The organism is Arthrobacter sp. TmtSoilC77, assembly GCF_059739415.1.
Window position 1 is genome coordinate 824,109 of the sequence record NZ_AP046050.1, and the last position, 13,192, is coordinate 837,300.

Below are 13,192 nucleotides of genomic sequence, written 5' to 3' on the forward strand. Positions count from 1 at the left end.
CAACGTTATGAAACCGGGAATCCCGAATTCCCCACCAAAGGAGTGACATGGCAGAGGAGATCTTTCCCGGACGCTTCACGGCGGACGTCGGGCGCGAAACAGTGACTGTCTTCCTGATCGGGATGCGCGCCAACCGGTGGTGGAAGATGGGCAAGGTGGGGCGGGTGGCATCAGCCATGCCTACGATGATGCGACATCTGGCCGCCAATCCCGAGGCAGGGTTGCTCGGCAGCGAGCAGTGGTTTGGGCGCACCACCATCCTGCTCAGTTATTGGGAAAGTCCTGAGCATCTGAGGCGCTTTGCCGCGGACCGCGATTCGCCACACCTGGGGCCATGGCGGAAGTTCATGAAGGAAATTGCCGGCAGTGGCGACATCGGGGTCTGGCACGAGACGTACCAGGTACCGGCGTCGGGCATTGAAGTGGTGTACAACGGGATGCCGCTTTTTGGCCTGGCCAAGGCAACTTCCCATGTTCCCGTCGGCCCGGGCAGCAACACGGCGAAGCAGCGCATGGGCTCAGCCGCCCGGACCTCAACGGCGGGCGCCTAGGCGATTGCGACGGCCGCCGGCCGCTCGGTCTTCAGGGTCCGGCGGAGTTGGGGCGAGGCGTCGAGCTTCTGCTGGGCGGCATGCAGTCCACTGACGGCGAATTCGAGTTGCGCGGGTGGCAGGGTGTAGGGGACGCGCAAGTAATGCTCGAAAGCTCCGCCGACTCCGAAGCGTGGTCCGGCCGCCAACCGTAGCCCGAAATCCGGCGCCAGCACAGTGAGGGCGGTGCTGCAGGCGCTGGGCAGGCGGCACCAAACCGTGAGCCCGCCGCGGGGCCGTTCCACTTCCCATTCCGGCAGGTGTTCTGCAAGCAAGGCCAGTAGCGATTCCCGATTTTGCCGCAACTGGTCCAGGCGGGCGTCGAGCGGTTCCGCGAAGGACCTGACCAATCGTGCGGCGGCCAACTGCTCAACCACTGGTCCGCCCAGGTCCATGGTGGTCCGCGTCGCCACGAACCGGGTGATCATCTCCTCCTCCGCCCGGATCCAGCCCGTTCTGAGTCCCGCCCAATGGGATTTGCTGAGCGAACCGATCGAAACCACGCTGGGATTGAAGGCGGACATCGGCGAGGTCCGGACGCCGTCGAGGTTCAACCCCCGCAACGTCTCGTCCACCACCAGAACCGTTCCGGCGGCAGCGGCCGCCCGGGCCAAGCGGCGGCGCTGCAGGTCCGACATGATGCGCCCGGTCGGGTTGTGGAAATCGGGCACAAGGTAGGCCATTGCGGGGCGCTGATGGTTCATTGTGGAGACCATCGCATCAACGTCCCAAGCAGGTGAGGCGTGGGGCGGTAACGCCACGGGCAGCACTTTGCAGCCGGCTGCGCGGATGGCGTCCAAGGCATTGGGATACGTGGGGTGTTCCACCAGAACCCTGTCCTGCTTTCCCACCAGCGTATGGAGAACGATGTTGAGGGCGTGCTGTGCGCCGGACGTCACCAGGATCTGATCCGGGGTGGTGGGCACTCCTTCCGAGGAGTATTTCCCAGCGATCGCCTGACGCAACGCCTGAACTCCAAGGGCGTCGTACCCGAAGCCGGGGAGCAACGCAGGCAGTTCGGTGAGGGCGTCAGCGAATGCCCGGTGGACAACTTCGCCGGCGGCCGGAAGTGATGCGTAGGCCAGGTCCAGGAGTCCCTCGGGCGCGGCAAGGCCCGGAATGCTCACAGGTGCGGCGCGGTGAGGGATGCTCGTCCTGCCACGGCTGCCTTGGCCCGAGGTGAGAAAACCTTGCTCGCGCAGGCTCGCATAGGCCGCGGTGACAGTGGTGCGGCTTAGGCCGAGGGTCTGCGCCAGCGCCCGCTCGCTGGGGAGCGCGACGTCAAGCGGGATGCGCCCATCCATGACCAGCAAGCGCACGACGTCGGCCAGCTCCCGGTAGGCGGGCAGGGCGCCATTGTTCCAAGAGCCCAGGAGACGGACGAGTGCGGTGGGATTCAGTGAGCCGGGCATAGGACCAGTATTCCAAACTGGCTATGGAATGCAAGGCCAGTTTTCCACGACCATGGTTACATGATGACCCGAAGAATCACACAACTCCTGATCGGCCTCGCGATGTACGGCATCTCCTTGGCCATGTTTATCCGCGCCGGGCTTGGCCTGGATCCCTGGGACGTCTTCCACCAGGGCCTATCGGAAAAGACTGGCTTCAGCATTGGTGTTGTGGTGATCGCCGTCAGCTTCCTCGTCCTCCTCCTCTGGATCCCGCTGCGGCAAATGCCCGGGATCGGAACGCTGGCGAACGCGGTGCTGGTGGGTGTCTTCGCCGATCTGGGTTTGTGGCTCATCCCGGAGTTCTCACATCTGGGCGGGCAAATTGCCATGCTGGCCGGCGCCGTGATCCTCAACGGAATCGCCTCGGCTTGCTACATCGGAGCACGCCTCGGCCCGGGAGCCCGCGATGGCCTGATGACGGGTCTGGTTCGCCGAACAGGGTGGTCCGTCCGCCTGGTCCGGACGGGAATTGAAGTAGTAGTCCTCGCCGTTGGCTTCCTGCTGGGTGGCTCCGTTGGTGTGGGTACGGTGGTTTACGCGCTGGCAATCGGCCCGATCGTGCAGATTCTCCTGCCGAAGTTCATGGTGCCGGAGCCAGCTAAGACCTTGGAACCGGCCAAGGTCCCGGAAACGGCAAACATCCCGGAAACGGCCAACGCGACCACCCACGCGGAAGCCGTGGAGGCCGCGCCGGCGGCGCCAGCTGCCTGACGAAAGGCCAGCAGCTTGGTCGTTTGGAATCCGTCAGTCCTTGATGGCTCCAAGCGAGAGACCCGATTGCCAATAGCGCTGGAGGCTGAGGAAGGCCGCGATAAGTGGAACGATCATCAGTAGTGAGCCGGTAATAACCAAATTCTGGATGAGCTCGCCATTCCCCGCCGTGGAGCCCAGCTTGTTCCACTGGTTGATTCCGATCGTCAGCGGGTACCAGGCTGGGTCCTTAAGCATGATGAGCGGCAGGAAGTAGTTGTTCCAGATTGAGACGAACGAGAAAAGCAGCACGGTGACAGTTGCGGGCGCAAGCAGGGGAAAAGCGATCTGCAGGAAGATGCGCAGTTCCCCGGCGCCGTCGATCCGCGCTGCCTCGATCAATCCGTTGGGCACGGCCTGATCGGAAAATACCCACATAAGGTACAGGCCAAAGGGGTTGATGAAGGAAGGGATCAGGACGGCCCACGGCGTGTTGGTTATTCCGAGCTGGGCAAAGAGCAGGAATTGCGGAATGGCAAGTGCTATGCCGGGAACAGAAATGGAACCGAGCACGATGAGAAGGAATACGCGTCTGCCCACGAAGTCGTGCTTCGCGAGCGCATAGCCTCCCAAGGCGGCAAGGAACGTCGACACCAGTGCGCCGGCTACAACGTAAAGAATGGTATTCAGCAGCCAACGCGAAAAGATGCCGTCCTGGAAGGTGAACACCTGGACGATGTTGTCCCACAACGCGAACCGTTCGCCGAAGCCCAGCCCGAATGAGGAAACGAAATCTCCCTGCGACTTGGTGGCATTTATCACGAGCCAAGCCATGGGAATGAGACAGTAAAGCGCGAACAGCCCGGTCACAAGGGTCAGGGACGTGCTCTTCCTCGGGTTGGCCAGCGTGTACAAAGTCTTCTGGCGCCGCAGGGGAGCTTGGGGCGTAGGTGTTGCCCGGTCTGTCACTGGTGCAATGGGGCTACTTGTTGAGGACATTTTTCATTCCCTTGATTTGAACCACGTACGCGATGGCAATGGTGAAGATTGCCATGACCAGGGCAAGTGCCGCGGCGTATCCCTGCTGTGAGCCGGTGAAAGCGAGGCTGTACGCGTACATGTTCGGTGTGTAGTAGGAGGTTATGCCGCTGTTGGACACGAGCGTTGCGAGAATATTTGGTTCGTTGAACAGCTGGAAGGTGCCAATAATCGAGAAAATGATCGTCACGATAAGTGAACTCCGCAGCGCCGGGAGCTTGATGTGCCGGATGATCTGGAACTCGTTTGCTCCATCGATTGCCGCGGCCTCGTAGAGCTCGCGGGGGACTGCCCGGAGAGCAGCATAGAAGATCAGCATGTTGTAGCCGGTGAATCCCCACGTCACCATGACACCAATTGAAACCATCGTTGTTTCGGGAGCGAATGGATTGAAGGATGTGCCTGCAGCCTTGTTGAGGCTTCCTATAAGTCCATACCGGATGCCGAGCATAAATCCCCACATAAGAGTTGAGACGATGGCGGGGATGGCGTAGGGCAGGAACACCACGATGCGGAAGAACCGGGAACCGTGAAGCCGCAGGGAATCGATGGCAAGCGCCAGGGCGATGGCACTGAACAGCATGATGGGGACTTGGATGGCGGTAAAAAGAACGACTCGAATTACGCCGTCATAGAACTGGCTGTCCTGAAAAAGCTTTACGTAATTGTCGAACCAAATGAAGACTCTTCCTCCGATCAGCTTGTTCTGGAACAGGCTGATGTAGGCGGAATAACAGATCGGGACGATGAAGACGAAGAGGAACAGCACACTGAAGGGCGCAATGAAGAGCAGGCCCACTTTGCGGCGTTTAGGCTGTCTGAGGGATTGGCGAACGGGTACGTTGTCTGAAACCTTTATGCGGTTCGTGAGCGTTTGCCTGCTCATGGAGGAGTCCTTCTTTCATGTTTCATCTGCAGTAACGGCCGGTGGGTGCCGCGTGAAGGCTCACGCGGCACCGCACGCCGCTAACGGACAGAGAATCCTTGTTCGTTGCCGTACTCGATGCTGCGCTTCTTCCAGGTCTCCAGGACCTCCGCAAGAGTGCCTTGACGGCTGTCGTACAAGGGGGCGGCAACGTCCTCGTAGCTTGAGCGCGCCCATCCGAAGAACGGCGGATACTGCCAGCCGGTGGCCACGTTCTTGGATGCGTCTGCGAGGACCTGGTTGTATTTCTGGTCTCCGAAGAAGGGGTTTGTTTTGCTCAGGAAAGCCTCACTGTTGAGGTTTGAGAGGTTGGGAACGAACGCTCCTGCGTCGATGCGCGGCTGGAGTCCGTCACCGTGGGTGAAGTACTCAAGGAATGCGTAGGCCGCTTCCTTGTTTTGCGCGGCCGCAGGAATGGCCATGGCGCTTCCGCCGTTTTCCCCGCCGGATTTTTCGCCGGCCTCCCACTGGGGGAGTGGGGCGACCCGGAAGTTTCCAGCTGCGTCGGGTGCGCGCTCAGGGAGGGTGGAGGTGAACCAGCCGCCGATGAGCTGCGTTGCAAGGGTGCCCTCGTTCAGTCCCCGGTTCCAGTCATCGGACCAGTTGGTTACCTTTGTGTTGACGAGGTCTTCATCGAGGAGCTTCTGCCAGAAGGCCACGGCGCGGCTGCTGCCCGCGTCGTTGAAGTCAATGGTCACCTCCGTCCCGTTCACTTTGAATGGGTGGCCGCCACCCTCCCACATCAGGGACATCAGCAGGAAGATGTCGGCAGAATCATTGGTGATGTAGTGGTCCCCGCCGAGTGCCCGGACCTTCTTGGCGGCCTGATAGAACTCGTCCCAGGTTGTGGGAGGTGCAGGGACGCCTGCTTGTGCGAGGACTGATTGGTTGTAGAACATCGCAGCCGGGCCATAGTCAGACGGAAGAGCGTAGGGCTTGCCGTCGATGGTCACGTTGCCCCAGGCGGCATCGACATAATCAGAAGCGAGGTCCTGGGCGCCATACGGCGATAGATCAGTGAGCTTGCCGGGGATAGCGAAGAGGGGGAGCGAAAAGTACTCGAACATTGCAATGTCCGGCACCCCTGATCCGGCCTGCATAGCGTTGTCCAATGCTGTGTACTCATCGGTGGATGAACCGGCATTGACCACATTGACAGTGATGTTCGGATGGAGCTTTTCGAACCCTGTCACGGCTTCCTTGACGGTACCGTCCCAGCTCCAGACGGTGAGGGTGATGGGTTTGTCGGTAGGAACTCCGCTCTTGGCCGAAGCGTTTCCTCCGTCCGAGCAGCCGCTTAAGGCTACGGCAGAGGCAATTATCGCCGCTGCCGCAAGAATCTTCTTTGGCATTTACATACTCCTTCGTATCGATGATTTTTGCCCGGGAGCTCCGCCATGGGCCAGGGTGAAACGCGATGGGTACAACGTTGTACCTTAGATGCAAAAGCATCCTTGGCACGTGTAGTTCGTGTGGCGTTCCACCGGCTCGGAGCAGTTCAGGGCTCAGTGCTCATGTGTCTTGCGGGTCGCGCAGAGGAGGTGAGCGTCTGTAGGTACAACGTTGAACCTCATGGTAGGTGGATGCTTGCGAGAGCGTCAAGGAAAATCCGGAAGATTGCGTGAAGCTATGATCTAGGCATTGCCCTCGCAGGAGATGCTGCAGGGTAGGAAGGGCATTGAATGAACGCGAATCCGACTATTCATGATGTGGCCCGGGCAGCCGGAGTCTCGATCAAGACAGTATCGAATGTCCTCAACGACAACCCAAAGGTCGGCCCGGCCACCAGGCTTAGAGTGCGGCAAATTGTGGATGAGATGGGCTACCGGCCCAATCTTTCGGCACGCGGACTGCGTTCGGGAAAGACCGGAGTTATTGGCCTCGCGGTTCCCTCCCTTCGTGAGACCTACTTCGCCGAGTTGGCGGATTCTGTCATTCGTGCTGCTGCCAAGCGACGGCTGCGTGTTCTCATAGAGCAAACCAACGGGGATCGTGAGCTGGAGATTTCGATCCTCTCCGGCGGACAGATGCGTTTCACCGACGGATTGCTTTTTAGTCCCGCGGCAATCGGACAGCAGGACGTGGATGTCCTCACCACGGGCGATCCACTCGTCCTCCTCGGCGAACGTATTTTCGGAGGGCCGACCGACCACGTAACAATGCACAATACGTCGTCCGCCCGGGCTGCGGTGGAACACTTATTGGACATCGGGCGAACCAGAATCGCGCTCATCGGGGCTCCAGAGGCCATAGCCGATGACGCGAGTTCGGCGAGTCTGCGCGAGCGGGGCTACCGTCAAGCTTTGGAATCTGCAGGCATCCAGTATGACCCCCAACTCGTAGTGAGAGGTGGGACCTGGGTCCGGGAAACGGGCGTGGCCGCCATACGGCGTCTGATTGCCGACGGCACCGGATTCGACGCGATATTCGCCCTCAACGACACCCTTGCGCTCGGTGCCCTCCGCGCTCTTGCCCAGGCGGGCCTCCACGTACCCGACGATGTTGCCCTGATCGGATTCGATAACCTCGATGAGGGCCGGTTCTCCCTGCCCTCGCTCAGCAGCGTTGACCCTGGCAGGCTTGAGATCGCAGAGACGGCAGTGGATCTCTTGGTGAACCGAATCCAGGAAAGGGATGGGAAATCACCCCCCAAGACGGTCAAAGCAGACTTCAAAATCGTTAAACGGGAATCAACAGGATTTAGGGGCGACGACAACCTCGTGGGCGGTGGGTAGCAACACGCCTACGGACGTGGTTGGCATCTGGGACAGAAGTAGATGTCCCGCTCTTCGGTTCCATCCGGCGCTGCGAGGACGTCGCGACGAACAGGTGTTCCGCAGCGCCTGCATGGCTGCCGGGCCCTGCCATAAACCCAGTAGCCGGGCCTCATCGCCCGGGGGCCCAAGGTGGTCCGCAGGCCTGGACCCAGGTTCTCGCCCAGGAGCCGCTTGGCATCGTTGACTGTCTTGGCGAGGTCCGGCACTGAGCCCACAGGCAACGCGGGGTGGATTCCGGAAAGGAAGCATGCTTCGCAGCGATAGATGTTGCCGATCCCGGCCAGCTTCCGCTGATCGAGCAGGGCGTAGCCGATGGGGACGTCGGGTTCAGCCTGGAGCCGGCGGAGGGCTTCTTCTTCGTCCCAGTCAGGGCCGAGCAGATCAGGCCCCAGATGTCCGACGATCCGATCTTCCTCGCTGGTTGGGACCACCTCGAGAATGCCCAATGAGAACCCGACTGCGTCAACGGAAGCCGTTCGTAGCACGCAACGCGCAGTGTGGCCTGGCTTCGTCCAGCGGCCTCCCGGTGGGTAGACCATCCAACTGCCTTCCATCTTGAGATGGGAATGGATGGTCAGCTCACGCGGTTTCCTGCTCGCTCCGAGTTCCTCGTCCTCCGGTCCGGCCAAGCGCATGAGTAGGTGTTTGCCCCGGGGGACCACCTCGGTCAGTGTCCAACCCGCTAGGTTCAGGGTGGCGAAACGCGGTACCCGGAAGTCTGAAGCTGTTATGACCTGCCCGGCCAAGGCCGCGTTGAGGCGTGAAGCTGCACGCCAAATGGAATCTCCCTCAGGCACGGATCCGCAGCCCCTTCGGGGTTGAGTAGGCTCCGGCAGCCGCAAGGGCAGCAGCAATCGGCGTGTCCAGGAGGTCGTGACCGTTGACCTTTTCCATGAAAAGCTTGTCCACTGCTCCGCGTCGCACCACGTCCACCAAAGCTTGGGCAGCCGCCGCAAGGACGGTGTCGTCGTGGCTGAAGGTGAGAAGAGTCTTACCGCCGCGCTCAACATAAAGGACCAACGCGCCGTCGACCATCACCACCAGCGCGCCGGCCTTCCGTCCGGGGCGGTGTCCGGAACCGGCGTCGACGGACAGCGCAGGCCAAGGCAACGCGGCGCCGTAAGGGTTGGCCGGGTCCGTGGCTGCAAGTGCCAGTGCCGTGGGCTCTGCCTTGGTGATGCGTGCATCTTCGGTGAAGGAACGGAGCCTGTCCACGGTCGCGGGGACTGCGAATTGGGCGGCTCCCAAGTGCTCGATGAAGTAGCCGCGGCGGCAACGTCCGGCTTCCTCGAGCCGGGCCAGAACTTTGTACATGAGGCCGAAACCGCCGATGATGTTCTCGGCCATGACCGAGCCCCGGGTGACGACGCCATAGCGGTCCAGCAGAAGCTCGGCGGTGCCGCGAGCATGGATGGTCGGGTCGAGTTCGGGGGAAGGCAGCGCGGACCAGCGTCCTACGGCCGATGGCGGGGCGGGAGCGGTGCCGGAGACGGAACCATAGCGCCCACCCGTAAGCCCGGGGGAGCCCAGAAGGCCCGTACCGTGGGAGCGCCCCAACCTGCTCATTCTCGGGGCACGCGCGCGAGGTGCTTTGGCAACCTGCCGATGTGCTGTGCGCCCACCGGCGATCATGGCGCGCACGGGAGCAAAGGTGTCACCCGTGACGCGGCCCGCCCACACCAGATCCCAAAGCGCCGAGACCACTGCATCATCGCTCAGCACGGAGTCCATTCCGCCTGCCACTTCAGTGAGCTGGCGGAAGAAGTAACCGCCACCTGCACCCAGGTAGTCCAGGAGCCGCTGCTGCGCATCCCCGGGTTCGAAGTCCGGGGCCGGATTGAGCGTCAACTCGGCGGAGTCAGCAACATGGAGACTGATCCAACCGTCGTTTCCGGGCAAGGCGCCAGCCCCGGACCACAACAACTCACCGGCAGCCATGAGCTCGTCCAACATGGCTGGTTTGTAGTCCGCCACGCGGCTGGAGAGCACCAATGGCTCCCATGCGGAAGCGGGGATGGGAACGCCTGAGAGTTGATCAACCGCCGTAATGATGCCATCGAGTCCGCGCAATGCCTGGCTTCGGGACTTCCCGGGTGCGGTCACGTTCTGCCATGCCGGCAGGAACCGCCCATAGGCGGCAGTGTCAACGGGTTCAACTTCCGCGCGCAAGGCGGCCAGAGAACGACGCCGGAGCTTCCGCAGGACCTCGGCATCACACCATTCGCTGGACGGCGGTGCGTCCGCGGACATGAGCTCGGAGTCCAGCGGCTCTTGTGGGGTGCTCTCCGTTGCCACGGCATGTGGCCGGAACTCGCCCTCCACGACACGGCCATCGGCAGCGAGCCGCTTCAGTGCAGTATTGACGACAGCGACGCCAAGGCCCAGCCTGGATGCGGCCTCGGCTGCTGTGAATGGTCCGTGCGTGCGCGCATACCGTGAGACGAGGTCGCCCAGGGGATCGTGGACGGGCTCAATGAAGGCGAGCGGCACGCCCATGGGCAGGGGGACACCAATGGCGTCGCGCAGCCGGGCGGCATCTTCCACTGCCGCGAAACGCTCGAGGCCGCCGATCGTTACTTTTAGCGCCCGGTTGGCTTTCTGGAGTGCGGCAAGGTGTGAGCCGGCGTCCGGCCCTTCCTCAAGGCGCTCCGCCACTTCCTCAACACCGAGCGGACCAAGCAACCGGAGGAGGTCAGCGACGCCTTCCATTCCCCGCACGCGACGGTCCGGCACCAGCCGCTGCAGCTCGCGTTCCGTGGCATCAATGACTGCGGCGTCAAGAAGCTCGCGCAGTTCCACTCTGCCCAACAGCTCATTGAGCAGCGTGGAATCCAAGGCGAGGGCTGCCGCCCGACGCTCCGCCAAGGGGGAATCGCCCTCGTAAAGGAACTGTGCCACATAGCCAAACAGCAGGGACTTCGCGAAGGGTGATGGCTGCTGGGTGGTGGTCTCCACAATGCGCAGTTCGCGGCGTTCGACCGATGCCGCAATGTCCTTGAGGGCGGGCAGATCGTAAACATCCTGCAAGCATTCGCGGACGGTTTCGAGCACGATAGGGAAGGACGGGTACTTCCGGGCGACGTCCAGCAATTGGGCCGAGCGTTGACGCTGCTGCCATAGGGGTTGGCGCTTGGCTGGGTTTTGACGGGGGAGCAACAGGGCGCGGGCGGCGCACTCACGGAACCGCGAGGCGAACAACGCACTCCCGCCAACCTCGGCGGTGACGATCTGTTCGAGTTCCTCGGGATCGAACAGGAACAGTTCAGCACCGGGTGGCTCGTCCTCCATCATGGGCACGCGAAGAACGATGCCGTCATCGGCGGCCATGGCTGAACCATCCAAGCCGTACCGCTGCTGAAGGCGTTGTCCAACGGCCAAAGCCCACGGCGCGTGAACAGGCATTCCGAACGGGCTGTGGAGAACAACACGCCAGTCCCCGAGTTCGTCATGGAAACGTTCCACAACCAATGTTCGATCGCTGGGAACGATGTTTGTGGCCTGCTTCTGTTCTTCCAGATACTGCAGCAGATTGCCGGCCGCGAAGGCATCGAGCCCACTTGCCTGGCAGCGCTCCATGGCGGGCGCGGGGTCGGCCGCGGAGAGCTCGCGGATGAAGGCTCCCAAAGCGCGGCCGAGATCCACCGGACGGCCCAGCGAATCGCCCTTCCAGAAGGGGAGCTTTCCAGGCTGGCCGAAAGCAGGGGAGACCAATACGCGATCATGGGTGATGTCTTCGATTTTCCAGCTGGTGGCTCCGAGGGCAAAGATATCGCCTACCCGCGACTCGTAGACCATTTCTTCGTCGAGTTCGCCAACGCGGCGTCCACCTTTCGCGGCACGGGCGGAGGCGCTGGGGCCTTCACCATCGGCGTTGGCCGGGGAGGATCCTTCAACTTCCGTGCCGATGATGTACACGCCGAAAAGGCCTCTGTCAGGAATGGTGCCGCCCGAGGTGACCGCAAGTCGCTGTGCCCCCGGCCTGCCCTCAATGGTGCCTGCATGCCGGTCCCAGATAATGCGTGGCCGAAGTTCTGCAAATTCGTCGGACGGATACCGTCCGGCCAGCAGATCCAGCGTGGCCTCGAACGCGGACCGGGGCAGGCTGGCAAACGGCGCCGATCGGCGCACGGTGCTGAACCATTCCTCGACGTCGATGCTGCCCAGGGCCGTGGCGGCGACGGTTTGCTGGGCCAGGATGTCCAAGGGATTGGTGGGGATGCTGAGGCGCTCGATTTGGCCGCTCAGCATCCGTTCCACTGTGACGGTGGTGTGAAGGAGGTCAGCCCGGTGCTTGGGGAACAACACGCCCTCGGAGATCTCGCCCACTTGGTGGCCGGCACGCCCTACTCGCTGCAGGCCGCTGGCTACCGAGGGCGGTGACTCCACCTGGATGACAAGGTCCACGGCTCCCATATCGATGCCAAGTTCCAGTGACGATGTGGCAACGACGCAGCGCAGCCTGCCCGACTTCAGGTCATCCTCGATCATGGCCCTCTGGTCCTTGGAAACCGAACCGTGGTGGGCGCGTGCCAAGACAGGATCTGCTCCGCTGGTGCTGCCGGCCTGGGCCATCATATGCGCCGGTGTCGCAGTGGACACGGGAGCGGCCCCCGCGGACTGGGTGGCCGGCCCGGTGCCCCAGCTTCCCGAATCCTCTGCCTTGCCGGCAGCACCCCACTCACCGCCGGCCGCGGCCAACATTTGCCGCTCGGCATGGATCTCGTTCAATCTGGCGGTCAGCCGTTCGGCCAGGCGGCGTGAGTTGGCGAAGACGATGGTGGACTGCTTGGAAAGGACAAGATCGACAATCTGTTCCTCAACATGGGGCCAGATGGATGCCTGCGGCTGAAGCCCGGAAGCAGGGCCGGAGTCAAATGCGCCCGCGGCCCCTTGCAGGTCCGACATGTCCTCCACAGGCACAGTGACTGTGAGGTTCCAGTTCTTCTTGGACGGCGGAGCCACAATTTCCACAGGTGCCTGGCCGGCCAGGAACTGGGCCACAAGCTCACGCGGCTGCACCGTAGCAGAGAGGCCTATTCGCTGGGCGGGCTTCGATAGAAGGGCATCGAGCCTTTCCAAGGACACGGCGAGGTGGGCGCCCCGCTTGGTTCCAGCTACAGCATGCACTTCGTCGATGATGACGGTGTCTACTTCGCTCAACGTTTCCCGGGCACGGGACGTCAGCATCAAGAAAAGGGACTCCGGCGTGGTGATCAGAATGTCCGGCGGGTTCGATAACAGCGAGCGGCGATCTGCCGCCGTCGTATCTCCGGAGCGGACTCCGACTGTCACAAGAGGTGCCGGCAGTCCCAATCGTTTGGCGGTTTGTGTTATCCCGATGAGCGGTGAGCGAAGGTTCCGTTCCACGTCCACGCCCAGTGCTTTGAGTGGCGAAATGTAAAGGACGCGGGTCTTTGTTTTAGGACGTTTGGCGCGCCCCTTCCCGTCGGGGACGGATTCCAACCCCGGCAACGTGTCCGACGGCGTGGAATGCAATCTGTCCAAGGCCCAAAGGAAGGCGGCAAGAGTCTTGCCGGAACCAGTGGGGGCCACCACCAGGGCATGCGAGCCCGAAGAGATAGCGTTCCAGGCGCCATCCTGGGCTGGGGTGGGCGCGGAAAAAGCGCCAAGGAACCATTCCCTGGTTGCCTGGCTGAAACGGCCGATGGCGCCCGTGGACGCCTGCTGCTCCTGCATTCCTCCATCATGCCCCACGGC

General features: G+C 62.1%; 9 protein-coding genes. 3 read left to right on the top strand and 6 right to left on the bottom strand.

All coding sequences use genetic code 11. The annotated features are described in order from the left end of the window. Positions 1 to 47: 47 nt before the first annotated feature. Positions 48 to 551 (top strand): DUF4188 domain-containing protein, encoded by a 504-nt coding sequence (locus AC6I99_RS03960; RefSeq protein WP_497960374.1) that lies wholly within the window; start codon positions 48 to 50, stop codon positions 549 to 551. On the opposite strand, the gene yczR is transcribed toward AC6I99_RS03960, so the two are convergent. Further along, on the bottom strand, positions 548 to 2,002 hold the full coding sequence (gene yczR / locus AC6I99_RS03965) for a MocR-like transcription factor YczR (protein WP_497960376.1): 1,455 nt from the start codon (positions 2,000 to 2,002) through the stop codon (positions 548 to 550). The two genes, AC6I99_RS03960 and yczR, sit on opposite strands and share 4 nt — an antisense overlap. Before the next feature lie 60 nt (positions 2,003 to 2,062). Here yczR and yczE point away from each other — a divergent pair, with 60 nt between their 5' ends. Then, the gene (gene yczE, locus AC6I99_RS03970; protein WP_224094325.1) at positions 2,063 to 2,755 is read left to right on the top strand and encodes a membrane protein YczE; all 693 of its coding nucleotides are present in this window, start codon (positions 2,063 to 2,065) and stop codon (positions 2,753 to 2,755) included. 33 nt (positions 2,756 to 2,788) lie between these two features. Here yczE and AC6I99_RS03975 read toward each other — a convergent pair whose 3' ends face one another. From AC6I99_RS03975 to AC6I99_RS03985, 3 genes are all read right to left on the bottom strand, one after another. Next, positions 2,789 to 3,733: a carbohydrate ABC transporter permease gene (locus AC6I99_RS03975; RefSeq protein WP_224166437.1), complete on the bottom strand. Its 945-nt coding sequence runs from the start codon at positions 3,731 to 3,733 to the stop codon at positions 2,789 to 2,791. Further along, positions 3,717 to 4,658 carry a carbohydrate ABC transporter permease gene (locus AC6I99_RS03980; protein WP_224094329.1) on the bottom strand — a complete coding sequence of 314 codons (942 nt, stop codon included), beginning with the start codon at positions 4,656 to 4,658 and terminating at the stop codon, positions 3,717 to 3,719. The genes AC6I99_RS03975 and AC6I99_RS03980 overlap by 17 nt, the downstream gene beginning before the upstream one ends. 80 nt (positions 4,659 to 4,738) lie before the next feature. Next, positions 4,739 to 6,049 carry an ABC transporter substrate-binding protein gene (locus AC6I99_RS03985; RefSeq protein WP_497946551.1) on the bottom strand — a complete coding sequence of 437 codons (1,311 nt, stop codon included), beginning with the start codon at positions 6,047 to 6,049 and terminating at the stop codon, positions 4,739 to 4,741. Positions 6,050 to 6,379: 330 nt separating this feature from the next. On the opposite strand from AC6I99_RS03985, the gene AC6I99_RS03990 reads away from it, so the two are divergent. Then, on the top strand, positions 6,380 to 7,432 hold the full coding sequence (locus AC6I99_RS03990; RefSeq protein ID WP_224094334.1) for a LacI family DNA-binding transcriptional regulator: 1,053 nt from the start codon (positions 6,380 to 6,382) through the stop codon (positions 7,430 to 7,432). Between the two features lie 8 nt (positions 7,433 to 7,440). Here AC6I99_RS03990 and AC6I99_RS03995 read toward each other — a convergent pair whose 3' ends face one another. Further along, a complete protein-coding gene (locus tag AC6I99_RS03995) occupies positions 7,441 to 8,271 on the bottom strand; it encodes a DNA-formamidopyrimidine glycosylase family protein (RefSeq protein ID WP_497960378.1) in 831 nt (276 codons plus the stop codon). Beyond that, on the bottom strand, positions 8,264 to 13,171 hold the full coding sequence (locus AC6I99_RS04000) for an ATP-dependent helicase (protein WP_497960381.1): 4,908 nt from the start codon (positions 13,169 to 13,171) through the stop codon (positions 8,264 to 8,266). Before AC6I99_RS04000 ends, AC6I99_RS03995 begins: the two co-directional genes overlap by 8 nt. Positions 13,172 to 13,192 lie beyond the last annotated feature (21 nt).

Bases quoted from the DNA above. Each gene is read 5' to 3' on its own strand.
- yczR (WP_497960376.1), bottom strand. From the start codon at position 2,002: ATGCCCGGCTCACTGAATCCCACCGCACTCGTCCGTCTCCTGGGCTCT.
- AC6I99_RS03985 (WP_497946551.1), bottom strand. From the start codon at position 6,049: ATGCCAAAGAAGATTCTTGCGGCAGCGGCGATAATTGCCTCTGCCGTA.
- AC6I99_RS03960 (WP_497960374.1), top strand. From the start codon at position 48: ATGGCAGAGGAGATCTTTCCCGGACGCTTCACGGCGGACGTCGGGCGC.
- yczE (WP_224094325.1), top strand. From the start codon at position 2,063: ATGATGACCCGAAGAATCACACAACTCCTGATCGGCCTCGCGATGTAC.
- AC6I99_RS03990 (WP_224094334.1), top strand. From the start codon at position 6,380: ATGAACGCGAATCCGACTATTCATGATGTGGCCCGGGCAGCCGGAGTC.
- AC6I99_RS03975 (WP_224166437.1), bottom strand. From the start codon at position 3,733: ATGTCCTCAACAAGTAGCCCCATTGCACCAGTGACAGACCGGGCAACA.
- AC6I99_RS04000 (WP_497960381.1), bottom strand. From the start codon at position 13,171: ATGCAGGAGCAGCAGGCGTCCACGGGCGCCATCGGCCGTTTCAGCCAG.
- AC6I99_RS03980 (WP_224094329.1), bottom strand. From the start codon at position 4,658: ATGAGCAGGCAAACGCTCACGAACCGCATAAAGGTTTCAGACAACGTA.